We start from the raw sequence: 26,004 nt of genomic DNA, 5'->3' as shown, positions 1-26,004 counted from the left end.
GGCGTTGGGAGGAGCCTCCGACCCCGGTAGTTCCTCCCGACCCCGAGATCTCCTCCCGACGCGGTGCCCCTCCCGACGCGACGCCCCCCTCACACCGTGCGGAGGGCGGTCGTCGGCGACAGCCGTGCGGCGCTGACCGCGGGATACAGCCCCGCGATCACGCCGACCACGAGGGCCACGAGCGGCCCCCCGACCAGCACGACCACGGGTATCGTCGCCGCCTGTCCCTGGATCGCGGCGTACAGGACGACGCCGAGCGCCCCGCACAGCACCCCGGCGATGCCGCCCAGGCCGCCGAGCACGATCGCCTCGGCCACGAACTGCCCCGCGATCTGCCCCGATCTCGCACCCAGCGCCCGCCGGAGTCCGATCTCGCCACGACGCTCCAGCACCGCGACGACCATCGTGTTGGCGATGCCGATCCCTCCGACCAGCAGCGCGATCGCCGCGAGTCCGACCGCGAGGCCGGACAGCGAGTCGTCTGCGGTCTCCCTGGCTCCGGCGAGATCGCCGAGTCCGGTCACCTGCACATACGGAGAGCTGGGGTTGGCGGCCCGGGCGATCGCATCGCGCACCTTCTCACCGATGCCGCCGTCGGCCATGCGCACGTAGATCGCGGCGATGGTGTCGTCGCCTTCCGCCGACACGTGCTCCGCCGCCCAGCGGTCGCCGAGGAACGCACTCGCGTCGATCGATTCGGCGAGCCCGGCCGAATCGAGGATGCCGATCACGGTGTACCACTGCTCTCCGATCCACACCCGCACGCCCGGCTCCGTGATGCCCATCCGCGCGGCGGCCGCCGATCCGAGCACGGTCACCGGCAGCGAGCGATCGGTCTCGTCGAACCAGCGACCCTTGTCGACCGAGCCCTCGACCGAGGCCAGGAAGTCCGGGGTCGCCGCGTACGCGGTCAGTCCGTTGCCCTGGCTCTTCGGCATGAGGTCGTTGCGGTACACCCCGGTGTCGTCGGGCACCTTCTCGAGCACCCCGAACTGCTCGACGCCGGCGACGCGGCCGATCATCTCCGCCGCCGTCTCGGGCAGCGCGACCGGTTTGTTGTCGGGGCCGTAGCCGGGCTGCACCACGACCATGTTGGCGCCGAGCGCGTCGAGCTTCGCCAGCAGTTCAGCCTGGTTCGAGGCGGCGATGCCGGTGATGGCGGTGAGCGCCGCGATGCCGACCGCGACCCCCAGCGCCGAGAGCGCCGTGCGCATCTTGCGACTGCGTGGCCCGATGAGTGCGGTGCGGATGCTGTCGGCGACACTGAGCCGCGGCATCCGCTCTCCTCGGCGCCTCATGCCGCCACCTCTTCCCGCTCGCGCGCGCCCGTGTCGCTCACGATGCGGCCGTCATGGATGCTGACCTGCCGCTCCGTGCGGGCCGCGATGCTCGCATCGTGGGTGATGATCACCACGGCTGTCCCCGATCCGGCGATCGAGGTGAGCAGTTCGAGGATCCGCTCCCCGGTCGTCGAATCGAGCGCCCCGGTCGGCTCGTCGGCGAACAGCACCGACGGCTCGCCGACGATCGCCCGCGCGATCGCGACGCGCTGCTGCTCTCCACCCGAGAGCTGCCCCGGCCGATGCTTCATCCGAGGGCCGAGGCCGACGCGCTCCAGCGCGGCCGCCGCACGCACGGCGCGCTCGGCAGCCGGAACTCCCGAGTACAGCAGCCCGAGCGCGACGTTCTCGACCGCGCTGAGCGCCGGCAGCAGGAAGAACTGCTGGAACACGAACCCGATGCGGCGAGCGCGGAGAGCCGCGCGTTCGCGTTCGGCGAGGAGCGCGGCATCCGTCCCGTCGATGAGCACCGTGCCGCTCGTCGGATCGTCGAGGGTCCCCATGATCGAGAGCATGGTGCTCTTGCCCGACCCGGATGCTCCGACGACCGCCACGAGCTCGCCGCTCTCGATCGCGAGACTCATGCCGTGCAGCACCCGCAGCGGCGGACTGCCGGGATACTCCTTCACCACGTCGACGAGCTCGACCACGGTTCCGGGGTTCACTGGGCCACCACCACGGCGTCGCCCGCGGCGAGCTTCCCGCCGACGATCTGCACCCGGGTGTCGGCGATGAGGCCGACCTCGACCGCGACGCGCTCGACCTTGCCGCCCTTGCGCAGCACGTCGACCGCATAGCCGCCGTCGGTCGTGGCGACGAGAGCGGTGACGGGCACCACGAGGGCGTCCTTCACCTCCGAGGTCGCGAAGACGACCTTCACCGCGCGCAGCCCGATGCCCTCGGCGACCGCGGGGTCGGCGAACTCGATGTTCGCGGTGGGAGGGGTGGTCTCGCCCTCCTTCTCCGTGGGCTGACCGCCGGGATCGACGGCGGTGACCGTGGCCGGCACCGCCGTGCCGTCGGGGAGGACGACGGTGACGGCGGTGCCCGGAAGGATCTCGCGCGCCTGCCCGTCCGTGAGCTTCGCGACCACCCGCAGGGCGGTGCTCGTGTAGGTCAGCGGGCTCGCGCCGGCGGAGTCGCCCAGCTGCGCCTTGACCGATTCGACGCGCACGGATGCCGCGGTGATGGCGACGACGTCGCCCAGTTTCACGACGCCGTCCTTCGTCACGCCGAGAGCCTTCTGCCATGCCTTGACGTTGGCCTCGGTGACCGCGGTGAACTCGTCGTCGATCGTCATGTCCTTGCCGAAGCCGAGATCGGCGAGCGCCTGTTCCAGCTGCCGCACATCGGGGCCGTTCTCGACCCCGATGCCCAGGTCGCGCCAGAACGGCCGGTCGCCGCGCATCGCGATCACGGGCTTGCCGTCGACCTCGTAGATGGCCTGCCCCACACCGATGAGGTCCCCGGCGGCCGGCAGGCGCGTGATCGTCCCGCCGCGCCCGGGGAGGGCGATGGACGCCCCGTAGCTGAGGCTGCCGTTGATGCGCAGGTCCGAGGTGAGCGTCGTGAGTTCCGCCTCGGCGGTGACGGGCTTCTTGCTGTCGTCGGGCGCTTCGGCGACCGAGCTCCACGGCTGCAGCACGGCCAGCGTCACCGCCGCCGCGACGAGCAGCACACCGACCGGCACGAGGACCCGCGCCGCCCGGCGGCTCATTCGTCGCCCCCGGAAGGGATCGTGGTCGCCGCCATCATGCCGCCCTCGAAGTACTCGCCGAGCACGGCGTAGAAGTCGAAGTCGACCGCTTCCACGCTGTCGGGGGTGAACATCGGCGGCATGTCGCCGACGGTGTCCTTGCACGCCTCGAACAGCGTGCGCGCCTCGTCTTCGGTGATACCCACGGGCAGCTCGAGCATGCCGTCGGCGTCGGGGTCGCCGAAGTCGGTGAAGCCGTTCTCCCGCGCGCAGGAGGCGAAGGCCAGGGCCGTCTCGATCATCTCCTCCGCCGAGAGCATCTTCGTCTCCGAACCATCGGCCGCCGAGATGTCGGGCTCCGGCTGCTCGAACTCGGGGACCTCCTCCTCGCACTTCTCCCAGGCGGCGCGCTGGCCGCCCTCCTCGGGGTAGCCGGCTGCCTCGGTCGATGCGAGCCAGGTGCCGTCCTCGTCGGAGAAGACCATCATCATCGGCAGCGACTCGCCGTCACCGGCGCCGTCGAGCGACCCGGCGTCGGCGCTCATCGTGCCCGTCTGACCTTCGCCGGGAGCATCCGGCATGAGCAGGCCCACCTGCCCGCCCTCGACGATCTTCGCGGTCTGCCCCTCACCCGTGAGGCAGGTCACGAAACGCGTCGCGGCGGCATCGTTCCCGCCGTCCTTCGCTTTGTCGTCCGCGGACGGCGCGGAGCAGGCGGCGAGCGCGACCACGGCCAGGATCGCCGGGATCACCGCCACGGAACGGCGGATCTTCACATCGAACATGACATTCCCTTTCTTCCGGTCGCAGGTCGTCCGCGACTCTGCAGTCAGTTCTATGGAGGCGGTGGTTTGCTGTCGGTATGACGGCGCCTAACCGGAAACTAACCTCGGACCGCGCATCCTCGGATGCAGGAGGTGCCATGCGTCTGCTGCTGGTCGAGGACGAGGCTGATCTGGCCGACACGCTGGCCGACGGCCTGCGTCGAGAGGGATATCTCGTGGATGTCGCGCGCGACGGATCGAGCGCGCTCACCGCGGCCGCATCGGCCGACGTCGACGTGATCGTGCTCGACCGCGACCTGCCGGTGCTCAGCGGCGATGCGGTCTGCCGCACGCTCGTCGCGCAGGAGTATCCGGCCCGCATCCTCATGCTCACGGCGGCCGGCACGCTCGGCGACCGGGTGGCGGGGCTCGACCTCGGCGCCGACGACTACCTCGCCAAGCCGTTCGCGTACGTCGAGCTGCTCGCGCGCATCCGTGCTCTCGGCCGACGCGGGGGTTCGGGTCGGCAGCAGGCGGTGCTGGAGTTCGCCGGCATCCGACTCGACACGGCGCGACGCGTCGCGGAGCGGAACGGCACGCCGATGCGCCTCACGCTGAAAGAGTTCGGGGTGCTCGAGACCCTGCTCGCGGCGGAGGGCGGCTACGTGAGCGCGGACGACCTGCTCGACGAGGTGTGGGATGAGCCGCTGGAGCGCACGCGCGGCGTGGTCAAGATCGTGGTGCACACGCTGCGCCGCAAACTCGGGGAGCCCGCGGTGATCCAATCCGCGGCCGGCCACGGCTATCGGATGGGGACGACATGAGACGACTGAGCTTCCACACGCGGCTCGTGATCATCATCGCGGGCGCGTTCATCGCGGTCGGCGCCGCGCTGCTCACGGTGCAGTACCTGGTCGTGCAGCAGCTCTTCGCCTCGGCGCTCTCGGTGACTGCGGCGAGCTGCGTGCCGGTCTCCGGAGTCGCGAGCCTCACCGAGGGGACGAGCGCGATCGACGGCTCGGACTTCACCGAGGTCTCACCCCTCACCGACGACAGCCTCGCGTACGGGACCGCGAGCACCGGCTGCGCCTTCGTGGCCGATTCCGCCGACTTCCAGCTGGCCACGCCCATGGAGACGGTGTCGGTGGATGCCGTCGGCGGCGCCGTGCTGCAGCAGTCGACCTTCCTCGCCGACGAGGTCGGCGGCGGTCTGCTGCTGTGGTCGGTCGTGGTCCTCGTGGCGTTCACCGGCGTCGCCGCCGCCATCGCGTTCTGGCTCGCGAGACGATCGCTCGGGCGCATCGGCGAGGTCACCGCCACCGCGCGCGACATCTCCGAGCGCGACCTCGGGCGCCGCCTCGCCCTGCCCGGCCCTGACGACGAGATCAAAGAGCTGGGCGACACGATCGACGGCATGCTCGACCGCCTGCAGTCGGCCTTCGCCGCCCAGGACCGCTTCGTCGCCAACGCCTCGCACGAGCTGCGCACCCCGCTCACGACCACCCGCACCGCGCTGGAGATCCCGCTGGAGCAGGGCAGCGTGCCCGACGACCTGCAGCCGAACATGCAGAGGGCGCTGCGGGCGACGGAGCAGAGCGAGCGACTGATCACGGCTCTCCTCACCCTCGCCCGCTCGCGCACCGGCCTCGAGCACGTGGAACCCGTGGCGCTCGACGAGGTCATCGCCGAGGAACTCGAGGAACTCGATCGGCAGGACGTGGCCGTGCACGCCCGCGTCGAAGAGGTCGCCATCGACGGCGACGGGATGCTGGCGGCCCGGGCCGTGCGCAACCTGCTCGAGAACGGCATCCGTCACAACGTTCCCGGCGGGGAGCTGTGGGTGCGATGCCGACGCGAGGGCGACCATGCCGTCATCGAGGTGGAGAACACGGGCGCACGGATCAGGGCGGAGACCCTGGCCCTTCTCACCGAGCCGTTCTATCGCGGTGACGCGAGCCGCACCTCGGCCGGCCCCGACGGCACCGGCCTGGGCCTCGCGATCGTGCAGAGCATCGCGACGAGCCACGGCGGCGAGCTGCGCCTGACCGCGCGGAGGGGCGGCGGGCTGGTGGCGGTGCTGCGGCTTCCGGTGCGGGAAGGGAGCCCGAAGACACCTCCTGCGATGTAGGCGTCGTCACCCTCCGGGCTGACGACGGGGAACGCGTCCGCGGCGAGAGTGGAAGCATGAGAAATGCCTTCCTCCCTCGGCTCGCCGCCGCCGGACTCCTCGTGACCGTCGGCCTCGCGGCATCCGGCTGCAGCGTCGTCGATGCCGTGGTCTACAAGCAGAAGTCCGCGGAGTACGCGGATGCCGCCGCCTTCGAGTCCGACGGCGACCTCGATGCCCCGTGGCTCGCGGCAGACGGCACGGCGATCCGGGTCACGCAGTCGACGCAGGCGGACGATGCGACCGTCGCCGTCGTCAGCGATGAGGAGCTTCCCGCTGATCAGTGCGTCGAGGTGCCGCGACAGTCGGCCCCGGCGTATGCGCTCGACGACACGATCGACGTCTACGCCGTCGACACGGTGTTCGCGTGCGGCGCATGGAGTGTCGCGAAGACGCCCGACGGGTGGCTCGGCTGGACACCCAACCACCCCGACGAGGCGGCGCAGAGCCCGGTCGGCTGACTTCCGGTCGCAGTTGCGGCCGGTTGCGCGCGTTCCGGTCGCAGTTCCTGCCGCCCGAACGATCGGAAGGCGGCGTCAACTGCGACCGGAACACCGTCCCGACCGGATGCCGCGGGTCAGCTGCTGACGACCCAGTCGAACTGGTCGCCGTTCTCCTCGAGCCAGGCGTCGACGGCTTCGGCCTCGCGGCCCTCGCCGTACTCGTTCACGACGAGGTCCTCCAGCGAGCCGTACTGCTCGTCATCCAACACGATCTTCGAGATGAGCTCGGCGGCCTCGGGGAACTCCTCGGCGAAGCCCTTCGTACCGAGGAAGTGCAGGCCCTCGGCCTCGCCCATCGCGCCCTTCGGGTCTTCGAGGTCCTTCACGGGGAAGGCGTCGTTGGCCCAGAACGGACGCCACAGCGTGACCGCGATGTCTTCCTTCTTCTCGGTCGCGGACTTCAGCTCGGTGAGCATCGCCGCGGTCGAAGAGGTCACGAGCTCGTACTGGCTGTCGAGTCCGTACGTCGGCAGCATCTTCTGCGTCTGGGCGGTGAGGCCGGCACCGGGCTCGATGCCGTAGATCTTGCCGTCGAGGTCGGCATTCGCCAGGTCGTCGATCGTCTCGAGGTCGGAGTACTCCGGCACGGCGATGGTCAGCCGTGCGTTGTCGTAGTACGTGCCGAGGTCTTCGATCGACTCGCCGTAGGTCGCCATGTACTCGGCATGCGTGACCTCGGGCCACGCCGACGGGAACAGGTCGACATCGCCCTGCGCGAGCCCCGTGTACAGCGGCCCCGCCTCGGTCAGCGTCTTCAGTTCGACGTCGTAGCCGATCTTCTCGAGCTGATCCTGCAGCAGGTACGCGGTGCTGAGGCCGTCGGTCCACGACGGGAGGAACCCGAGCGTGATCGTGCCCTTGTCCCCTCCGCCGCCGGTGCTGCCACCGCCGCCGAGCTCGATGGTGCCGCCTGCTCCGTCGCTTGCGCATCCGGAGAGGGCGAGGGCTCCTGCGGCGCCGATGGCCGCGATGGTCATGATCCTGCGCTTACGCATTCTGGAGCTCCTTCTCTTCGACGGTCGTCTCGACGACCGGGGCGGATGCCGCAGCGGCAGCAGTCGCCTGGCGCTGCGCGCCGCGTCGGCGGATGACCGCCAGCAGGGATGCCGGGTTCTGGCCCAGCGTGCCGAGCGCGGCGGTGACGCGGTCGAGGAAGACCGCGATCAGCACGACGCCGAGTCCGGCCTCCACGCCCTTGGCGATGTTGACGGTCGAGATCGCCTCGACGACCATCTTCCCGAGGCCGTCGGCGCCCGCCATCCCGGCGATGACCGCCATGGAGAGCGCGAGCATGATGACCTGGTTGATGCCGGCCAGGATCGTCGGCATCGCGAGCGGAAGCTGGATGCCGCGCAGGATCTGCCCCGGCTTCGCGCCGAAGGCCTGGCCGGCCTCGACGGTCTCGGAGTCGACCCCGCGGATGCCGAGCTCGGTCAGTCGCACACCCGGAGGCAGCGCGAAGATGACCGTCGCGACGAGTCCGGGAACCACGCCGATGCTGAAGAACACGATCGCCGGGATCAGGTACACGAACGCCGGCATGGTCTGCATGAAGTCGAGCACGGGCTTCAGCACCGCGCGAACCGTGGAGTTGCGCGCCGACCAGATGCCGAGCGGCACGGCGATCAGCACCGCGACGAGTGCGGCGACCAGCACGAGGCCGAGCGTCTGCATCGCGGGCACCCACAGGCCCATCGCGACGATCAGCGTGAACGAGACCACCGTTCCGAGCGCCAACTGCCAGGAGCGCACGAACCAGGCGATGAGCGCGGCGAGCGCGATCACGACGAAGAAGTACGGCAGCAGGAGCAGCGAGGTGAGTCCGTCGACGAGGAACGTCACCACGAACGAGACGACGTCGAGGAGGCCGTCGAGATTGACCTTGACCCAGTCGACGCCGGCTTCCACCCAGCTGCCGAGGGGAATGCGGAAACCATCCATCAGCGCACCTCCTCGATCACGTCGGCTCCTGAGCCCGTCGAAGGGCCGGGATCCGTCCATCCGTCGTCGAGCACGGCATCGATCTCGGCCTGCGGCATGGGCATCAGCGGCAGGATGATCTCCTCCGTGGCGCCGGGTCCGGGGCCGAGGGCTGCGAGCAGCGTCACACGCGGGATCACACCGGTCAGGCGGCCATCGGCATCCACAACGGCGAGCGGCAGCGGCGACTCGACGGCGGGGACGAACAGGTTCATCAGCACGTCGTCCTCGCGCACGCTCTGCAGCACCGGCTTGAGCACCGAGTCGAGCGTCGTCGCGCCGGAGCGCACGAGCTTCACGGCATCCCGGTCGGTGACGACGCCGAGCAGCTGGCGGTCGCGGCCGACGACGTAGGTCGCCGACATGTAGGCATCCCGCATCTGGCGGAGCGCCGTCCGCGGGCCGGCGGTGTGCGGCACGACGGGGCGCGGGCGCTCCATGACGTTCGCGGCGGTCAGCACGCGGGCGCGGTCGACGTCCTGCACGAACTGCTCGACGTAGTCGTTGGCCGGATCCATGAGGATGTCCTCGGGCGTGCCGATCTGCACGATGCGGCCGTCGCGCATCACGGCGATGCGGTCGCCGAGGAACATGGCCTCGTTCAGGTCGTGCGTGATGAACACGATCGTCTTCTGCAGCTTCTCCTGCAGTTCGAGCAGCTGCTCCTGCATCTCGCGGCGGATGAGGGGGTCGAGCGCGCTGAACGCCTCGTCCATGAGCAGGATGTCGCTGTCGGCGGCGAGCGCGCGGGCGATGCCGACGCGCTGCTGCATGCCGCCGGAGAGTTCGGACGGCATCTTCTCACCCTGGCCCTCGAGGCCGACCAGCGAGAGGATCTCCTCGGCCTTGGCCAGGCGCGCGGTCTTGTCGACGCCCTTCAGCTCGAGCGGGTAGGCGACGTTCGCGGCGACCGTGCGGTGCGGCAGCAGGGCGAAGTGCTGGAACACCATCGAGATGCGGTCGCGGCGGATCTCGCGCAGCTGCGTGTTCGGGATGCCGGTGATCGGATCGCCGTTGACGGTGACCGAGCCGGAGGACGCGTCGTGCAGGCCGTTGAGCATGCGGATGATGGTGGACTTGCCCGATCCGGACAGGCCCATGATCACGAAGATCTCGCCGCGGTTGACGGTGAAGCTGGCGTCGATGACGGCGGCCATTCCCGCGTCGGCGACGTCGGTACGGCTCTCACCGGCCTTCAGCCGACGGACGGCCTGGCTCGGATTCTTCCCGAACACTTTGAACAGATTGCGCGCTTCAAGAGCGATTTCGGACACGTTTCCCCCGCGGCTCAGCATGGGTGGCTGGGCCTGCTTCGGTTACGCCCGGGTGATCCTCACGAGGCCGTTCGACATGACTGCTGTGGCGGCGCGGGCAGCGGATTTCGGATCCGCCGCAGAGAGCATCGACCGTACGTCCACGCCTCTTCGCAGCACAGCTCATCGAAAGAAGGACGTGGTCGCGGACTGGTCTTTCGGGCCGTCAGGCCCACAGACCAACGTAACGAAATGGCTGATCAGGGGCAAATCCGCAATCCCGAACGCGCCCGGGTTTTCCCCGCTGACCGGGGGATTGGTCATATGTTCAGTTGCGGATGCTGCGCTCGGTCAGTGACGGATGCTGCGCGTCACGGTGAACTTGGATGTGCGATGCAGCTGCTCGGTCGGGCCGATGATCCGGGTGAGTTCGGCCCGGTATCCGAGCGAGGAGTTGAAGACCGTGAAGAGCTCGCCGCCGGGACGGAGGAGGCGTGCAGCGGCTTCGAAGAGACGGGTCGCCGCCCCGGCGTGGATGCTGTTGCCGAGGTGGAACGGCGGGTTCAGGAGCACCACATCGGCACTCGCGTCCGGGAGCTCGGAGCCGGCGTCGTCGTGCGTGACCGTGACACGGTCGTCGACGCCGTTCGCCGCGACCGTCGCCCGAGCGGATGCCGCGGCTGCCGCCGATCTGTCGGTCGCGATGACCCGATCCTCGGGGTGCGCGAGCGCCCACGACACGGCGAGCGCGCCGGTGCCGCAGCCGAGGTCGATCACATCCGCGGGCCCCGGAGCTTCGGGTCCCTGAGCTTGTCGAAGGGCCGCCAGCCCGAGCACCTCGAGCAGCGTTCGCGTCCCGATGTCGAGCCGCGCCCCGGCGAAGGCCCCACCGTGCGCGACGAGGATCAACCCGTCGTGCGCGGCTGTCACCGGATACGGCCGCGCGGCCGGCACGGGAAGAGGCTCCGATGCCACCACCAACCGGGACTTCCGCTCCGCGCGCTCGGCCTGCACGTGCGCGAAACTCCGCCCGAGCACTTCGTTCTGCCCGAGGGTCATGTGCTTCACGCGACCGCCGGCGACGAGCACCGCGTCGGGCGCGGCCCAGCGGGCGACGGCATCCGCGATCTCCTCCAGCTCGGCGAGAGATTTCGGCAGCTGCAGCAGCACGAGCCGGGCGCCCGCGAGCAGCTCGGCGTCGAGCTCGTGCGATGCGAAACCCCCGAGTCCCAGCTCCTCCGCATTGCGTCGCAGCGCGCGCCGCCCGGTCGCCAGGTCCTGATGCACGCGGATGCCGTGGCGCCCGGCATCCGTCAGCGCCAGGGTGACCGCGCCGTATTCGTCGCCGATCACGGCGATCTCGTGGCCCGGAACGTCCAGCGCGAGTGCCCGCTCGACGAGGAGGGTGTCGGTGACGTCGTGGGCCTGGAGGTTGTCGGCCTCGACATCGGGCCAGCGGCGCAGGCGACTGTAGGGGAACTCCGGCACCAACCCACTGTACGCGGCGGCCGTAAGGATTCCGCATGCGTTTTTTCGCAGTATTCACAAAATCGTGAAACGGGCGTAGCGTCCCCGCCATGACCACAGTCATCGATACCCAGAGCCTGACCAAGCACTACGGTCACGTGCACGCCCTCGACGGCCTCGACCTCACCGTCGAGCAGGGGCAGGTGCACGGCTTCCTCGGTCCGAACGGCGCGGGGAAGTCGACGACGATCCGCATCCTCCTGGGGCTCGCGCGACGCACCGGCGGCACGGCGACGGTGTTCGGCGAGGACCCGTGGAACCGCGCCGTCGACCTGCACCGCCGCATCGCGTACGTGCCGGGTGACGTCAGCGTCTGGCCCACACTGTCGGGCGGCGAAGCCGTCGATCTGCTGGCGCGGCTGCGCGGGGCGCACACGAAGGATGCCGCCTACCAGCACGAGAAGACGCGGCTCATGGATGCGTTCCAGTTCGACCCGCGCAAGAAGGGCCGCGCGTACTCGAAGGGCAATCGGCAGAAGGTCGCCCTCATCGCGGCGTTCGCGGTGCCGGCCGACCTCTACATCCTCGACGAGCCGACCAGCGGGCTGGACCCGCTGATGGCGGTGATCTTCCAGCGCGAGGTCGCCCGCGCCCACGCGAACGGCGCGACGGTGCTGCTGTCGAGCCACATCATGAGCGAGGTCGAGCAGCTCTGCGACCGGGTGTCGATCATCCGTGCGGGTCGGATCGTGGAGAGCGGCACCCTCGCCGAGCTGCGGCACCTCACCCGCAGCGACGTGTCGTTCACGGCATCCGGCGTCTCCCTCGACCAGATCGAGCGCATCCCCGACGTGCACGACGCGACGGATCATGGTGATCGCTTCCGTCTCGCCGTCGACAGCGATCGGACCGCCGCGGTACTCCCGGCTCTGGCGGCCCTCGGCATCAGCGATCTGCGCGTCGCCCCGCCGTCGCTCGAGGAGCTGTTCCTGCGCCACTACGGCGACGACCTCGCGACCCTCGAAGCCGCGGAGGACGGCAACCCCGATGACTCCGCGAAGCCGCAGACCCGGCGCGGCCGTCGCGCGAAGGAGCAGGCGTGATGTCGACCTTCACCGTGCTGCTGCGGCAGCGCATCCGGCGCGACTGGCTGCAGCTGACGCTGTGGATCCTCGGTACCGCGGCGATGGCGGGCGCGGGATATGCCGGCGTCTCGCAGTCGTACTCGACACTCGAGGATCGGCAGAACATCCTGGCCGCGGCGCTCGCGAACCCGGTGATCCTGATGTTCCGCGGGCTGCCGTCGGGCACCTCGGAGGGTGCGTTCATCGCCTTCGAGATCCTGCCGTGGCTCGCGCTGCTCGCGGCCCTCATGAGCACGTTCCTCGCTGTGCGGCACACCCGCGGAGATGAGGAGGCCGGACGCTCCGAACTCGTCTGGGCCACCCCGGCCGGACGGCGACTGCCGACGATCGTGACGATCGTGCACGGCATCCTCGCCAACGTGGTTCTCGCGGTACTGACCGCGCTCGCACTCCTCGCCAGCGGACTGCCTGCAGCGGGATCCGTGCTGTCCGGAGCGGCCGCCGGCGCCACCGGCATCGCGTTCCTCGGCATCGGGCTGCTGGCCGCGCAGCTGATGCGCACCTCGCGCGGCGCGAACTCCCTGACCGTGTGGGTGCTCGTCGCGACCTTCCTGATCCGCGGCATCGGCAACGCGGCCGGCACGCCCGACGACGACCTCTCCGGCATGACGAGCGCCTGGTTCGCGTGGATCTCGCCCTTCGCCTGGGCCGAGCAGACCCGCCCGTACGACGCGGACCTCGTGGGACCGGTGTTCCTCGGCCTCGGTCTCGGACTCGTGCTCGCTGCGGCATCCGTCGCTCTGCAGTCGCAGCGCGACATCGACGCGAGCTTCGTCGCCGAGCGGCCCGGCCGCGTGTCGGCGCGGCCTGCCCTCGCTTCGCCGCACGCCCTGGTCTGGCGGCTCACCTCGGGTTCGATCGTCGGATGGGCGGTCGGCGGCGCGGTCACCGGCATCCTCGCCACCACGCTGAGCGGTCTCGTCGACCAGATCTCCGGCGATAACCCGGCCGTCGCCGACATCCTCAAGAAGATCGGCGGCGCGACGGGCGGACTGGACGAGGTCGTCATCACGGTGTTCTTCACGCTGCTCGGCATCCTCGCGGCGTGCTGCGCGGTGCAGACGGTCGTACGCGCGCGGCAGGAGGAGGCGCGCGGCACCGCCGAGGCCGTGCTCGCGACGCCCGTCGGCCGCGTGCGCTGGCTCGCCGACTACGTGATCGTCGGGACCGTCGCGGTGCTGATCGTCGTCGCCGCAGCCGTGCTGGCCGGGTGGGCGGGGATCCGGTCGACGGATGCCGACGGCTCGCTGTACCGGATCGTCGCGGTCGCCGGTCTCGGACAGGTCGTCGCGGCCTCGGTGTTCACCGTGCTCACCGCGCTGGTGTTCGTGCTCGTGCCGCGCGCCACGATCGGACTGGCCTGGACCCTCGTGCTCGTCGCGACCATGCTCGGGATGTTCGGCCCCCTGTTCGGACTGCCCGAGTGGACAGCGAACATCTCGCCGTTCGCGGTGACCCCGGTGGTCGACGGCGACGGCGTCGACGTACGCGGACTGTGGTGGCTGGTGCTGGCCGTGGGCGCCGGCCTCGCGGGATCCCTCTCGCTCATGGGGCGCCGCGAACTCGCGACGGGCGGCTGAGACATGGGTGACCACCACCGCGCCGTCGAGCCCGCCGAGCAGGCGGCGGCGATGCTGACCGCCGCCGGGATGTCGCGCATGCCGGCGCGCGTGATGATGGCGCTGGTCGCCGCCCCCGACGGCGGCTACACGGCGGCCGAGATCGGCGACAGACTCGGCGTGTCGGCCGCGGCGGTGTCCGGGGCCGTCCGCTATCTGCAGCAGCTGCACTTCATCCAACGCCGCTCCTCGCCGGGCGATCGGCGCGACCGGTACGAGTTCGTGCACGACACCTTCGCGAGTTCGATGGCCGGGAACGTGCCCGTCTACACGAGCCTCGCCGGATACATCGACGACATCGCCGCCGAGCACGGCGACGATGCCGGTGCTCAGGCGCGGGCGCTCGAGCTCGCCGAGTTCTTCCGGTACCTCGCCGCGCGGATGCCGCAGATCGTCGAGGAGTGGCGCGCACAGAGGGGTTGACACTCTCCGAGGTTCTATGGTTAGTTACTCATGTAGGTAACCCATGAACCACCTGGAGGACTCGTGATCGAAGAAGGCAAGCCGCTCTTCCTCCAGATCGCCGAGCAGATCGAGGACTCGATCGTCGACGGCTCGCTCGCCGAGGAGGCACAGGCACCCTCGACGAACGAGCTCGCCTCGTTCTACCGGATCAACCCCGCCACCGCAGCCAAGGGAGTCGCCATGCTCACCGACAAGGGAGTGCTCTACAAGCGCCGAGGCATCGGCATGTTCGTCGCCGAAGGCGCCAGGGACATGCTCCTCGGCGAGCGCCGTTCGGCCTTCGCGGATCGCTACATCGATCCGCTCCTCGCCGAAGCCCGCACGCTGGGCCTCGGCCCCGAAGACCTCGCGGACCTGCTCCGGCAGCGCGCCGCGCAGACCACCATCGCAGAAGGGAAGACCCCCGCATGACCGCCGTCATCGAGGTGCAGAACCTCAGCAAGCGCTACAAGGAGAAGCGAGCGCTCGACAACGTGTCGCTCAGCATCGAGGGGAACGCCATCTACGGCCTGCTCGGCCGCAACGGCGCCGGCAAGACCACCCTCATGTCGATCCTCACCGCGCAGAACTTCGAATCGTCCGGAACCGTCAAGGTCTTCGGCGAGCACCCGTACGAGAACGCGCACGTGCTCAGCCGGATCTGCTTCGTCCGCGAGAGCCAGAAGTACCCCGACGACGCCTACCCGAAGCACGCGTTCAAGGCCGCGCGCCTGTTCTTCCCGAACTGGGACCAGACGCTCGCCGACGAACTCGTCGCCGAGTTCCAGCTGCCGATGAAGCAGACGATCAAGAAGCTCTCCCGCGGGCAGCTCTCCGCGGTCGGTGTGATCATCGGCCTCGCCTCCCGCGCGGAGATCACCTTCTTCGACGAGCCGTACCTCGGACTCGACGCCGTCGCCCGGCAGATCTTCTACGACCGCCTCGTCGAGGACTACGCCGAGCACCCGCGCACCATCATCCTGTCGTCTCATCTGATCGACGAGGTCTCCAACCTCATCGAGAAGGTCATCGTGATCGACAACGGTCAGATCCTCCTGAACGAGGACACGGATGCCGTACGCGAACGGGCCGTCACCGTCGTGGGCGACGCGGCCAAGGTCGACGCCTGGGTCGAGGGTCGCGAGGTCCTGCACCGTGAGGCTCTGGGACGCGTCGCATCCGTCACCGTGCTCGGCGCCCTGTCGGCGGCGGAGCGCGCCGAGGTCACGGCATCCGGTCTCGATCTGGCGCCGGTCTCGCTGCAGCAGCTCGTCGTCCGGCTCACCCAGAAGGCGGAGCACTCCGCCACGAGAGCGTCCGCCACGAAAGAGGAGGTCCGCTGATGCGACGCACCGTCAACGTCATCCGCCTGCAGCTGATCAACAAGGGCACCTTCGTCTGGTACCCGCTGATGATCCTCGGTGCGGCGACCGTGATCTCGATCCTCATCTACGCGATGATCCCGGTCGACACCCCGAAGTACGGCGGCGGCGGCCAGGCACCGCTCTGGTACTTCTTCGCCATCGGCCTGTCCGCGATGACGCTCACCTTCCCGTTCTCGCAGGCGATGAGCATCACCCGTCGCGAGTTCTTCTTCGGCACCATGCTCACCGCGATCATCGGCAGCGCCCTCATGGGCGTGCTGTTCCTGATCGGCGGCGGCATCGAGGTCGCGACGAACGGCTACGGGGTGAACGGGTACGTGTTCTACCTGCCGTGGCTGTGGGATGCCGGACCCCTCGGCGCCTTCGTCGTCTACTTCACCCTCGCCCTGTTCTTCTTCGTGATCGGGTTCACCGGCGCGACGATCTACAAGAGCTGGGGGCAGCTGGTGCTGCTGATCGTGGGCATCGGGCTCACGCTGCTGCTGGTCGGACTCGTGTTCCTGGCGACGCGGCTCGAGCTCTGGGGCAACGTCGGCGCGGCGATCAACGACCTCGGCGCCCTGGGTCTCGCGCTCTGGGGCCTGCTGATCACCGCGGTGCTCACGGGAGTCTCGTTCCTGGCCTTCCGGAGGGCGATCCCCTGATCCGCCGTTGATCCTTCGATGCCGGTCGTCCTTCCGGGCGACCGGCATCGTCGTGCGCCGGCGCCATCGACGACGGCACTCCGCCCCTGCCTTCACACGTGGCCGTCGATGTGTGAACGCGCCCCCGCTAGCATTCAAGCCGTAATGCGGCTCCGTTCTGGGGAGTTCGGGCCGCGGGGGACGACCGTGCATATCTGCGTGCACTGTGCTGATTTCTGGGGAGAACGACATGCATGTCACTGGGGAACGCCGCTGGGGAGCGGTGGACAGTCGCGGAATGCGCCGGCTGCGGAGGGCGACGCTCTGGGGAGCGGTCGCCACCGCGGTCGCTCTGGCCTTCGGCGGGATCGCGGTGCCGGTGGCATCCGCCGACACCGCCCCGGCGGCCGGCGCTCCCGAGACCTACGCGGCCGACGGGCTGCCGACTGTGCAGATCGACGGCGTGGTCTACGCACAGGAGGTCGTCGGCAACACGGTCTACGTCGGCGGAAGCTTCGCCCAGGCGCGCCCGGCCGGTTCGCCCGCCGGCTCGAACGAGACGCCGCGCGCGAACCTGCTCGCCTACGACCTGACGACGGGTGCGCTGATCAGCTCCTGGAATCCAGGCACGAACGGCACTGTCCTCGACATCAAGAAGTCGGCCGACGGCTCCCGCATCTACGTCGCGGGCATGTTCTCGCAGGCCGCCGGTGCGTGGCGCTACCGCGTCGCGGCGTTCGACACCGCCACCGGCGCACTCATCACCTCGTGGGCGCCGGAGGCGAACGGTCGCATCGACGGCATCGCCGTGACAGATTCCACGGTCTACCTCGCCGGCGAGTTCACCACGATCAACGGCACGCAACGCACCAAGGTCGCCGCGGTGTCCACGTCCACGGGCGCTCTGACCGGTTTCGCGGCCGATGTGCAGGGCGGCTACGGCGCGAAGGCGGTCGTCGTCTCGCCAGACAAGAGCAAAGTCGTGATCTCCGGTTCCTTCACCTCGGTCAACGGCTCGACCAATCCCGGCCGCGGGATCACCGCCCTGAACGCCGGCACCGGGGCGATCATGCCGTGGGCGATGAACAGCGTCATCCGCAACGGCGACGTCAAAGCCGTGATCTTCGGCCTGTCTTCCGACGGCGAGAGCGTCTACGGGACGGGGACCACGTATCAGACACACCCTGCGGGCACCCTCGAGGGCTCCTTCCGCGCGAACTGGAGCGATGGCAGCCTGCAGTGGATCGAGGACTGCGGCGGCGACACGTACGACGTCGCGCCCGTCGGCGACGCGATCTACGTGGTCGGCCATCCGTATGACTGCACCTCGGTCGGCGGGTTCCCGTATACGGGGCCGTTCAAGAACTCCCTCGCGTTCTCCAAGGCTCCGACCGCGAAACGCACCTTCGGCGGCGCTGCCGCGGCTCCCTCGCTCCTGCACTGGTTCCCCGACTGGGTGCCCGGCACCTATACGGGTCAGTCGCAGGGCCCGTGGCAGATCACCGCGGCCGGTGACTACCTGCTGGTCGGCGGCGAATTCCTCAAGGTGAACGGCGCGGCTCAGCAGGGCATCGTCCGGTTCGCGAAGAAGAGTGCCGCACCCAACAAGCAGGGGCCGCAGGTTCAGGGAGGCGCGTGGACGCTCACCACCGCGCCCACCAAGGACGGCAATCTCCTCTCCTGGAGCGCCAACTCCGACCGCGACAACCAGAGCTTGCACTACCAGGTCTTCCGGCAGGACAAGGGGATGACCACTCCCCTCTACGAGACCGACCAGCTCTCGAGCTTCTGGAACCGACCGGCGATGTCCTACCGCGACACCACGGCGGTGCCGGGCACCACCTACAACTACCGGGTCAAGGCGATCGATGCCTTCGGCAACAGCACGCAGGGCGACTGGACACCGGTCCGGACCGACCCCAAGGGCACCCCGCCGAATCAGGCGCCGACCGCGGCCTTCACTCCGACGCTCAACGGGCTCGCCGTCGCGGTCGACGGCTCCGCCTCGACCGACCCCGACGGAACGATCTCGTCGTACGCGTGGACCTTCGGCGACGGCAGCACCGCCACCGGCGCGAAGGCATCGCGCACTTACGCGACCGCCGGGACCTATACGGTCACGCTCACCGTGACGGACAACCGAGGAAGCGCGACGTCCGTCAGCAAGCAGGTCACCGTCGCGGCGCCGCCGACCGCCGGGCCCCTGGTGTCCGACACCTTCGCCCGTACGGTCGCAGCAGGCGGGTGGGGGTCCTCCGACATCGGCGGCGCCTGGACGCTCGGCGGCGGATCCACCGCGTTCTCCGTCGCGAACGGCAAGGGAAGCGTGGCGCTCACGCCGTCATCGACGCGGACCGCCCGACTGGGTCTGTCCACGACCGACGCCGCGATCCGCGTCTCGGTCGCCGCCGATCAGGTCGCGACCGGCGGCGCGGCGACCGCGACCGTCATCGGTCGTCAGGTCGGCGCGTCCACCTACTCGGCCCGGGTGCGGTTCGAAGTCGGCGGCGCTGTGCGGCTGTACCTCCTGCGCGATGAGGTCGCCCTGGGCTCGTACCTGATGCCCGGCGTCACGTACACGCCGGGCACCGTCCTCAACGTGGCGGTCTCCGTCACCGGCGCCAGCCCGACCACACTCGCGGCCAAGGTCTGGAGGTCCACCGACAGCGAGCCGGTGACATGGCAGGCCACCGCGACCGATACGACGGCCGCGATGCAGACGGCGGGGACGGTCGGGCTGACCAACACCGTGTCCGGGGCCTCGACCCTGCCGTCGATCACCTTCATCTGGGACGATCTCACCGTCGCCACACCCTGACGGCGCGGCACCGTTACCCGCCGCGGCCTCCGGAAGCAACCCGTTGGCCGCGGCGGATGCGCGCGACTACCGTCGCTGCACGTGAAGACCTCCCCCATCGGCACGCGCCGTTCGGGCATCGCCCGCAGCCTGGGCGAGGCCGTGCACCCGGCGCGACTGCTGCTCGTCGCGAAGACGACCCTGGCCGTCGGCCTCGCCTGGACCATCGCCCCGCACATGCCCGGTGTGACCGACGAGTACCCGTACTACGCACCCCTCGGCGCCCTGGTGAGCATGTACCCGACCCTCATGGGATCGGTGAGGTCGGGCCTGCAGACGCTGATCGGCCTCGTGACGGGGATCGGCCTCGCCACCCTGGTGGTGCTCACCGTCGGACCGACCTGGTGGACCGTCCCGCTCGTCATCGGCGTCGGAGTCCTGCTGTCGGGCACGGGCTGGTTCGGCGCCGGTCGCGAGTACGTGCCGATCGCGGCGCTGTTCGTCCTCGTCGTCGGAGGACAGGATGCCGACGACTACTCCCTCGGCTATCTCACGCAGATGGCGGTCGGCGTCGTAATCGGGCTGCTGGTCAACGTGCTGATCGCTCCGGCACCGCTCACCGGGGCCGCGGCCGCGCGCGTCGATGCGTTCCGCGCACAGCTCGGTGCGCACCTCCACGACATCGGCTCCGCGGTGTCGGAGTCGTGGCCGCCCGAGCACGAGCAGTGGGCGGATGATGCGGCATCGCTCGCCGACACGGCGGCGTCCCTGCGGGCCGCACTCGCCGAGGCCGACGAGAGCCGGCGCGGCAACCTGCGGGCATGGGGCCGCCGAGGCGAGACCGCGCACATCCACGGGCAGCTCGCCACGCTCGATCGCGTCGCCCACCTCATCCGCGATATCTCGGATGCCACGGCGGACACGATCTGGGAGCGCCCGGCCGCGCTGCCCCTCGACGCCGCCCTGCCCGAGCCGCTGTCAGAGGCGTGCCACGCGGTCGCCGACGTGATCGCGCAGGAGGACCCGTCATCGAGCGAGGGCCACCGGCAGCGGAGCGAGGCCGCGGGCGCAATCCGACGGCTGCTCGAGCTCGTCGACGACCGCACGCTCGATGTGCACCGATCGATGGGCCCGGGAGTGCTCACGGCCATGCACCTGCGCCGGATCCTCATCCTGAGTGGGGAGTGATCGGCGGGATCGTCGCAGAACAGCAGGGACTTCGCAGGGATCTGCCTGAAACCCTGCGAAGTTCGCGTCGTTCTGCGAGGTCGGTGCGCGGGTCAGATCGTGTCGTCGGCCGCGACGAGGTCGAGCTGCCAGAACCGGCCGGCCGGGTCGGCATCGTCATGCGCCTTCTCGGCTGCTTCGAGAACCTCGTTGAGCGCGGTCATGGCCGCGTCGAACTCGCTCTCCGTCAGCCGGATGGTGCGCTGCGTGAACGCGGCGTGCACATCGGCGGTGCGGCCGCTGACGTACTCGGGCGTCCAGGCGAGCACTCGGCGGACGAGATCCGCGTGGTCTTCGGCGAGCGCTCCGACGACGGCCGCCCCGAGAGTCTCGTCAGCGACGGGGTTCTCGGGTCCGCCGAGGTTGAGCGCGCCTTTCCTGGCCGTCCAGACCCGGTCACGGCGATCGCGCGCCTTCTCCGGGGCCTCCTCGATGAGGCCCGCATCCGCGAGCGTGCGCAGGTGGAAGCTGACACTGTTCGCAGGCACGCTCAACTCGGCGGCGACGTCGGCGGCGCGCAGGAATCCGCGTCGCGCGATCAGCCGCAGGATCTGGCGGCGCAACGGGTGGGAGTAGGCCTTGAGCATGGCCGACGTCATCCACACGGTGTCTTCGTTCGAACGACTCGCCTTCTTGTCCTCCATGCCCCGATCCTACCTGCACCGAAAGTTGCGCAATAAGACTTGCGCAACTGTTCTTGCGCATCTATGCTCGACCCATGACCATCGCGACCGCCCCGCACCGCCTCTGGCGGAATCGCCGTTACCTCACGTGGCTGGTGAGCGACACGAGCAAGGGCCTCGCGGCATCCCTCTTCGCCTTCGCCATCCCGCTGCTCGCGCTCATCGTCACGAACGACCCCGCTCAGGCGGGCATCATCGGCGGCGCGGGCATGGTCGCGCGTCTGCTCATGACCCTCGTCGGCGGCATCCTCGCCGATCGCCACCGCCGCATCCTGCTCATGCTGCTCGGCTCGCTCCTCGGCATCCTGCTCGCCGGGGCCTTCACGCTGCTCGCTCTCGCCGACGCGCTCACGTTCGGATCGCTGCTCGTGATCGACGTGCTGCTCGCCGCCCGCAGCGGGCTCTTCGACGTCGCCGGCGAGAGCGCGATCAAGGAGATCGTGCCGGATGAGGCGATGGGCCGCGCGCAGGCCGCGAACCAGGGAAGGGATGCCGCGCTGCAACTGGCCGGCGGCCCCATCGGCGGACTCCTGCTCGGGGTCGGCGGATGGCTCGTCGGCGTCGCGATGACCGTCTGCCACCTGGTCGCCGCCGTGACGGCCTGGATGCTGGGGCGCGAAGCGCGCCGCGCCGGAATCGTCGACGCCGGGGCGGAAGCCGACGACGCGGCGACCGCACCGGCAGCCGCACCCAACGCCTGGGCCGAGCTGCGCGAGGGCTTCACCTGGCTGATGTCGCGCCCCGACCTCGGCGGCGTGCTGCTCATCATCACGACCATCAACCTCGGATTCAACGCCGCCATCACGACCGTGATCTACGCGCTGCAGCAAGACGGCTACCCCGAGGTGCTGATCGGCGCGATGACCGCGGGAGTCGGGGCCGTGATGCTCGTCGGCGCCCTCTTCGCACCTCTGCTGGTGCCGCGGTTCGCCGCCGGGCGGCTGGCCGTCATCGGGCTGTCCATCGCCGCGATCGGGGCGATCGTCGTCTCGATGGTGACCGAGCCCTGGGCCATCGTCGCGGTGCTCGGCGTCGCCGTGCTGATGATCCCCGCGCTCAACGCCGCGATGATGGGCTACTTCATGGTCGCGACGCCCACCCAGCTGCTCGGTCGCGCGAACAGCGCCGCGGGCGTGCTCGGCATGGGTGCCCTGCCCCTCGCGCCGCTCATCGCCGGCTTCGGGCTCACCTGGATCGGCCGCGAGTGGACCCTCCTCGTCTGCGCCGGGCTCTGCGTCCTCGCCGTCGCCCTCGCTCTCGGCAACCGGGCGCTCCGCGCGCTGCCCGTGGAGTCGCGCTGGGCGGAGCACGCGAAGCAGTACGAATCGGTCTGACGCGTGTCGGGCCCGGCCCGTATGATCGGCGGCACACCTCGCGACCCACCGACCCCGACCCGCAGGAGACCACCGTGGCCGAACCGACCATCACCGAGAAGCCCCTCCCGTCCGTGCGTCTCGGCGCGCTGAGCGAATCCGTCGCCTCGCAGCCCGAGGTCGCCCCGGTCGTCGGCCCGCTGTTCGACCGGGTCGCCGAGACGCTCATCGCCTCGGGAGCCGAGCTCGGCGTGCCCGTCGCCGTGTACGAGATGGACGAGTCCGGGGTGCGCATCACCGTCGGCTTCGTCTACGACGGACCGCAGGTCGACGGTATCGACATCGTGGAGTTGCCGGCCGCGGCATCCGCTCTCACCGCCGTGCACCACGGCGTCATGGCGACGATCGACCAGAGCTGGGATGCCGTCTTCACGGCCATCGGCGATCGTGGGCTGCGCGCCGAAGGCCCGTGCCGCGAGGTGTATCTGACGTCGGAGTCGGACGACCAGATCGACTGGGTCACCGAGCTGCAGCAGCCGGTCACCGCACCATAATCGCCGCGGTCCCCGACGGCGCGGTCAGAGCGCGCCGGTGAGTGCCGCGATGCCGAGGATCACCGAGACGAGGGCCAGCACGAGCGCGATCGAGATCAGCACCACGTGCACGCGGAGGAACGCCGTCGCCTTGCCGTTCTCGTCGCGTGCACGCGGATCGTTCGCGACGCGCGTGTAGAACCGGGGCCAGACGATCGCGTTGAAGGCAGCGTTGAGGAAGAGCACGATGGCGAGGGGAATCACCCCTCCACGGTAGCCGCCGAATTCTTGGACCCGAACATGTATCAGGATGCTCTTGCCGTGCTCCTGGTAGATGTGATCACAATGGGCTTCATGATCGACGGTGCACCCGGCGCCGCTCTCGATCCTGCTTCGGGCGGGGGCCCGGCGCGCTGGCAGCGAGCCGCAGACCTCTTCGACGCATGGCGCGAGGGTGACGGTCGCGCGATGGACGAGCTCGTACGTCTGATGACGCCCGTGCTGTGGCACGTCGTGCGCGCCTACGGCCTCGAGCGCACGCTCGCCGAAGACGTCGTGCAGACGACGTGGCTGCAACTGGTGCGGGGGCACGCGGCGATCTCGGATCCGCGGGCCGTGTCGGCCTGGCTCACGACCACGGCACGTCGCGAGGCGTGGAAGATCGGCAAGGCGCACGGCCGCATCGACACGACGGATGCCGACGACCTCGACGCCCTGCTCCCCGAGCAGGCGTCCGCCGAGGAGCACGCGGCCATCGGCGACGAGAACCGCCGGCTGTGGCAAGCGGTGCAGCGGCTGGCCGAACGGTGCCAGCGCCTGCTGCGCGTCATCGCCTTCGAGGACCGTCCCGATTACGCGCGCCTCGCCGCGGACCTCGGGATGCCGGTGGGCAGCATCGGACCGACCCGGAATCGCTGCCTCGCCAAACTGCGCGCCCTGCTGGACGCGCCGACGCCGCGGACGGAGGGGCTGTCATGACCGCACACGACGACGCCGAGGTGTTCGCCCGGCTCCGCACGCTGTGGCGCGAGATCGATCCGGTGCCGGCGGGGCTGATCGACCGCATGGTCGCCGCGGTCGCCACCGACGACCTCACCCACGAGTACGCGCTGCTCACTCTCGTCGAGGGCGAGCTCGGCGCGGTGCGCGGCGACGCGGATGCGCTCACCCTGCAGTTCAGCGACGGCACCACCAGCATCCTCCTGCACGTCACGACGACGGCATCCGGACGCCGCCGGGTCGACGGCTGGGTCGACACCGCGACGGCGGAGATCCTGCTGACCCAGGGCGAGCGCACGATCTCGACATCCCCGGCGGAGACCGGTCGGTTCGTGTTCGACGAGGTTCCGCACGGTCTCACGCACGTGCGCCTGACCACGGGTGACGGCGACGACGCGCGGACACTCGCGACCCCGCAGTTCGAGTTGTGATCGCGGGCGCTGCCCGTCGATGATGCCGCGGGGCGACCCGCAAGGGAGAGGATGATCCATGGAGCAGCCCAAGGGATGGACCTGGCAGGACCGCGCGGAGGGCTCGATCCGCCGTGGCACGGCCCTCGATCCGAGTCTGGAGCCGGTCGACGGCATCCGCGCCTTCCCCACCGCCTACCTGCCGCAGCGTCTGCTGATCACCCGCACCGAAGACGATCAGGAAGAGTTCGACCGGGAGATCCGGACGCTGCGCGACGCCGCAGACTCGTTCGGATGGCAGCTCGAGATCGAATCGGGCGCACGTGTGGCGCGGACGGTCATCCCCGGAGTGCCGGGGTTCCTGCGCGCGCTCCTCACGACGCCGGATGAGCCGGGACGCGGTGAGGCGCCGATCGCTCCGGACGCCTGGCGCGTGCTGCAGCGGGCCCGCCGCATGTCGCATTCGACGATGCCGCGCACGAGCCTCGAGCACGTGCTGTCGATCGACCCCGTCGGACTCAATCCGTTCACCCGCACGAACCCGTTCACCCGCACCAACCCCTTCACACGCACCAACCCGATCCGCGGGGCCGGAGCGGGCGGCAGCGACGACTACCTCGAACCCGGTCGCGGCGCGCGGCAGCCCGTGAGCTGGCTCGGCCCGGCGCCGCAGCGCGGACCCGCCCCGAAGCGCGGGCGACGGCCGGTCGTCGCGGTGCTCGACACCGGATGCGGGGAGCATTCCTGGCTGCCCGCCGACATCGTCACCCGCCACGTCGAGCTCGACGGCGTGCCAGTCGGTCTGACCGACGACGCCGATCCGGAACGCTATCCCGACCTCTACGGGCAGCTCGACGGCGAGATCGACGCGGTGTCCGGGCACGGCACGTTCATCGCGGGCATCGTGCGGCAGGCGGCTCCGGATGCCGACATCCTCTCGGTCCGCGTCGCCGGCGCACTCGGCATCATCGACGAGAGCTCCCTGCTGGAGGCGGTCACCCAGATCGTGGAGCTGCTGCGTCGTCATCGGGAGAATCCGAAGACCGGCTTCCCCATCGATGTGCTGAACCTCTCGCTCGGCTACTACCACGAGACCCCCACCGACGGCCTGTTCAGCCTGACGCTGTTCGGGTTGCTCGCGAAGGCGCGCGAGCTCGGCTGCGTCGTCGTCTGCTCGGCGGGCAACGACGCGATCGACCGTCCGTCCTTCCCCGCGTCGCTCTGGCCGTGGCCGGGTGCCGACAACGGCATCCCGGCGGACAAGGGCGCCCCTCTCGTGTCGGTCGGGGCGCTCAACCCGTCGGCGCAGTCGGTCGCCCTGTTCTCGAACGTCGGGCCGTGGGTGCAGACCTATGCGCCGGGGGCGGCCGTCGTGAGCACGTCGCCCGCGTTCGTCGGCGGAGAGCAGGCGACGACCAGGGCCGATGTCGACGGGCTGCGCCGCGAGACACTCGACCCCGACGACTACCGCGGAGGGTTCGCGGTGTGGAGCGGCACGTCGTTCGCCGCCCCGTATGTCGCCGGACGCATCGCCGCGCAGCTCGGGACGGTGCCTGCGGAAGGAGTGAAGCCGGATGCCGCGGCCAAGGCCGTCGCGGCGGTGCTGAAGACCCTGCCGGTCCCGGTGGATCGGGGCTGACGCGTCGGCCGCCCCGG

General features: G+C 70.0%; 26 protein-coding genes. 16 read left to right on the top strand and 10 right to left on the bottom strand.

Features of this window, described 5'->3' with window-relative positions:
• Positions 1 to 89 precede the first annotated feature (89 nt).
• The 4 genes from LC452_RS07500 to LC452_RS07485 are packed head-to-tail and all read right to left on the bottom strand — an operon-like array spanning position 90 to position 3,821.
• Positions 90 to 1,277, bottom strand: coding sequence for an ABC transporter permease (locus LC452_RS07500; RefSeq protein ID WP_223623761.1), 1,188 nt, complete (start codon positions 1,275 to 1,277; stop codon positions 90 to 92).
• A 17-nt stretch (positions 1,278 to 1,294) separates the two neighbouring features.
• Complete coding sequence (locus LC452_RS07495; RefSeq protein WP_308116467.1) at positions 1,295 to 2,005, bottom strand: ABC transporter ATP-binding protein; 711 nt, start codon at positions 2,003 to 2,005, stop codon at positions 1,295 to 1,297.
• Positions 2,002 to 3,057, bottom strand: a complete 1,056-nt coding sequence (locus tag LC452_RS07490; RefSeq protein ID WP_223623759.1) for a peptidoglycan-binding protein — start codon at positions 3,055 to 3,057, stop codon at positions 2,002 to 2,004. Before LC452_RS07490 ends, LC452_RS07495 begins: the two co-directional genes overlap by 4 nt.
• Complete coding sequence (locus tag LC452_RS07485; RefSeq protein WP_223623757.1) at positions 3,054 to 3,821, bottom strand: hypothetical protein; 768 nt, start codon at positions 3,819 to 3,821, stop codon at positions 3,054 to 3,056. The genes LC452_RS07490 and LC452_RS07485 overlap by 4 nt, the downstream gene beginning before the upstream one ends.
• A 137-nt stretch (positions 3,822 to 3,958) precedes the next feature.
• Here LC452_RS07485 and LC452_RS07480 point away from each other — a divergent pair, with 137 nt between their 5' ends.
• From LC452_RS07480 to LC452_RS07470, 3 genes are read left to right on the top strand one after another with little or no spacing between them, the layout of a single operon-like run.
• Entirely contained in the window at positions 3,959 to 4,624 is a 666-nt protein-coding gene (locus LC452_RS07480) for a response regulator transcription factor (RefSeq protein WP_223623755.1), read from the top strand.
• Complete coding sequence (locus tag LC452_RS07475; RefSeq protein WP_223623753.1) at positions 4,621 to 5,928, top strand: HAMP domain-containing sensor histidine kinase; 1,308 nt, start codon at positions 4,621 to 4,623, stop codon at positions 5,926 to 5,928. Before LC452_RS07480 ends, LC452_RS07475 begins: the two co-directional genes overlap by 4 nt.
• Before the next feature lie 56 nt (positions 5,929 to 5,984).
• Complete coding sequence (locus LC452_RS07470) at positions 5,985 to 6,428, top strand: hypothetical protein (RefSeq protein WP_223623751.1); 444 nt, start codon at positions 5,985 to 5,987, stop codon at positions 6,426 to 6,428.
• Between the two features lie 116 nt (positions 6,429 to 6,544).
• Here LC452_RS07470 and LC452_RS07465 read toward each other — a convergent pair whose 3' ends face one another.
• From LC452_RS07465 to LC452_RS07450, 4 genes are all read right to left on the bottom strand, one after another.
• The gene (locus LC452_RS07465; protein ID WP_223623749.1) at positions 6,545 to 7,465 is read right to left on the bottom strand and encodes a glycine betaine ABC transporter substrate-binding protein; all 921 of its coding nucleotides are present in this window, start codon (positions 7,463 to 7,465) and stop codon (positions 6,545 to 6,547) included.
• A complete protein-coding gene (locus LC452_RS07460; protein WP_223623747.1) occupies positions 7,458 to 8,411 on the bottom strand; it encodes a proline/glycine betaine ABC transporter permease in 954 nt (317 codons plus the stop codon). Before LC452_RS07460 ends, LC452_RS07465 begins: the two co-directional genes overlap by 8 nt.
• A complete protein-coding gene (locus LC452_RS07455) occupies positions 8,411 to 9,745 on the bottom strand; it encodes a glycine betaine/L-proline ABC transporter ATP-binding protein (protein ID WP_223623745.1) in 1,335 nt (444 codons plus the stop codon). The genes LC452_RS07460 and LC452_RS07455 overlap by 1 nt, the downstream gene beginning before the upstream one ends.
• Before the next feature lie 309 nt (positions 9,746 to 10,054).
• Positions 10,055 to 11,191 (bottom strand): class I SAM-dependent methyltransferase, encoded by a 1,137-nt coding sequence (locus LC452_RS07450; protein ID WP_223623743.1) that lies wholly within the window; start codon positions 11,189 to 11,191, stop codon positions 10,055 to 10,057.
• Positions 11,192 to 11,280: 89 nt separating this feature from the next.
• On the opposite strand from LC452_RS07450, the gene LC452_RS07445 reads away from it, so the two are divergent.
• The 8 genes from LC452_RS07445 (at position 11,281) to LC452_RS07410 (ending at position 20,371) form a co-directional block, all read left to right on the top strand.
• A complete protein-coding gene (locus LC452_RS07445) occupies positions 11,281 to 12,273 on the top strand; it encodes an ABC transporter ATP-binding protein (RefSeq protein WP_223623741.1) in 993 nt (330 codons plus the stop codon).
• On the top strand, positions 12,273 to 13,895 hold the full coding sequence (locus tag LC452_RS07440; RefSeq protein WP_223623739.1) for an ABC transporter permease: 1,623 nt from the start codon (positions 12,273 to 12,275) through the stop codon (positions 13,893 to 13,895). The genes LC452_RS07445 and LC452_RS07440 overlap by 1 nt, the downstream gene beginning before the upstream one ends.
• Before the next feature lie 3 nt (positions 13,896 to 13,898).
• Positions 13,899 to 14,357, top strand: a complete 459-nt coding sequence (locus LC452_RS07435; protein ID WP_223623737.1) for a GbsR/MarR family transcriptional regulator — start codon at positions 13,899 to 13,901, stop codon at positions 14,355 to 14,357.
• A gap of 63 nt (positions 14,358 to 14,420) precedes the next feature.
• Positions 14,421 to 14,810 carry a GntR family transcriptional regulator gene (locus LC452_RS07430; protein ID WP_223623735.1) on the top strand — a complete coding sequence of 130 codons (390 nt, stop codon included), beginning with the start codon at positions 14,421 to 14,423 and terminating at the stop codon, positions 14,808 to 14,810.
• Positions 14,807 to 15,721 (top strand): ABC transporter ATP-binding protein, encoded by a 915-nt coding sequence (locus LC452_RS07425; RefSeq protein WP_223623733.1) that lies wholly within the window; start codon positions 14,807 to 14,809, stop codon positions 15,719 to 15,721. Before LC452_RS07430 ends, LC452_RS07425 begins: the two co-directional genes overlap by 4 nt.
• Entirely contained in the window at positions 15,721 to 16,407 is a 687-nt protein-coding gene (locus LC452_RS07420; RefSeq protein WP_223623731.1) for a hypothetical protein, read from the top strand. Before LC452_RS07425 ends, LC452_RS07420 begins: the two co-directional genes overlap by 1 nt.
• Before the next feature lie 229 nt (positions 16,408 to 16,636).
• Entirely contained in the window at positions 16,637 to 19,204 is a 2,568-nt protein-coding gene (locus tag LC452_RS07415) for a PKD domain-containing protein (RefSeq protein WP_223623729.1), read from the top strand.
• 81 nt (positions 19,205 to 19,285) lie between these two features.
• Positions 19,286 to 20,371, top strand: a complete 1,086-nt coding sequence (locus LC452_RS07410; protein WP_223623727.1) for an aromatic acid exporter family protein — start codon at positions 19,286 to 19,288, stop codon at positions 20,369 to 20,371.
• A gap of 92 nt (positions 20,372 to 20,463) precedes the next feature.
• On the opposite strand, the gene LC452_RS07405 is transcribed toward LC452_RS07410, so the two are convergent.
• A complete protein-coding gene (locus LC452_RS07405) occupies positions 20,464 to 21,054 on the bottom strand; it encodes a transcriptional regulator (protein WP_223623725.1) in 591 nt (196 codons plus the stop codon).
• Between the two features lie 74 nt (positions 21,055 to 21,128).
• Between LC452_RS07405 and LC452_RS07400 the strand changes: the two genes are divergently transcribed.
• Both LC452_RS07400 and LC452_RS07395 read left to right on the top strand, forming a co-directional pair.
• Positions 21,129 to 22,427 (top strand): MFS transporter, encoded by a 1,299-nt coding sequence (locus LC452_RS07400; RefSeq protein ID WP_223623723.1) that lies wholly within the window; start codon positions 21,129 to 21,131, stop codon positions 22,425 to 22,427.
• Positions 22,428 to 22,501: 74 nt separating this feature from the next.
• Positions 22,502 to 22,960, top strand: coding sequence for a GyrI-like domain-containing protein (locus LC452_RS07395; protein ID WP_223623720.1), 459 nt, complete (start codon positions 22,502 to 22,504; stop codon positions 22,958 to 22,960).
• A gap of 24 nt (positions 22,961 to 22,984) precedes the next feature.
• On the opposite strand, the gene LC452_RS07390 is transcribed toward LC452_RS07395, so the two are convergent.
• Entirely contained in the window at positions 22,985 to 23,203 is a 219-nt protein-coding gene (locus LC452_RS07390) for an SCO4848 family membrane protein (protein WP_223623718.1), read from the bottom strand.
• Positions 23,204 to 23,260: 57 nt separating this feature from the next.
• Between LC452_RS07390 and LC452_RS07385 the strand changes: the two genes are divergently transcribed.
• Genes LC452_RS07385 through LC452_RS07375 form a run of 3 tightly spaced genes read left to right on the top strand, consistent with a single transcriptional unit; the run spans position 23,261 to position 25,987 of the window.
• Positions 23,261 to 23,917 carry an RNA polymerase sigma factor gene (locus LC452_RS07385; protein ID WP_223623716.1) on the top strand — a complete coding sequence of 219 codons (657 nt, stop codon included), beginning with the start codon at positions 23,261 to 23,263 and terminating at the stop codon, positions 23,915 to 23,917.
• A complete protein-coding gene (locus LC452_RS07380) occupies positions 23,914 to 24,369 on the top strand; it encodes a hypothetical protein (RefSeq protein ID WP_223623714.1) in 456 nt (151 codons plus the stop codon). Before LC452_RS07385 ends, LC452_RS07380 begins: the two co-directional genes overlap by 4 nt.
• 58 nt (positions 24,370 to 24,427) lie before the next feature.
• A complete protein-coding gene (locus LC452_RS07375) occupies positions 24,428 to 25,987 on the top strand; it encodes a S8/S53 family peptidase (RefSeq protein ID WP_223623712.1) in 1,560 nt (519 codons plus the stop codon).
• The last annotated feature ends 17 nt before the right edge of the window (positions 25,988 to 26,004 follow it).

The organism is Microbacterium sp. EST19A (assembly GCF_019969685.1).
Taxonomy (GTDB): Bacteria; Actinomycetota; Actinomycetes; order Actinomycetales; family Microbacteriaceae; genus Microbacterium.
This window is presented reverse-complemented; position numbering and strand designations above follow the sequence as displayed.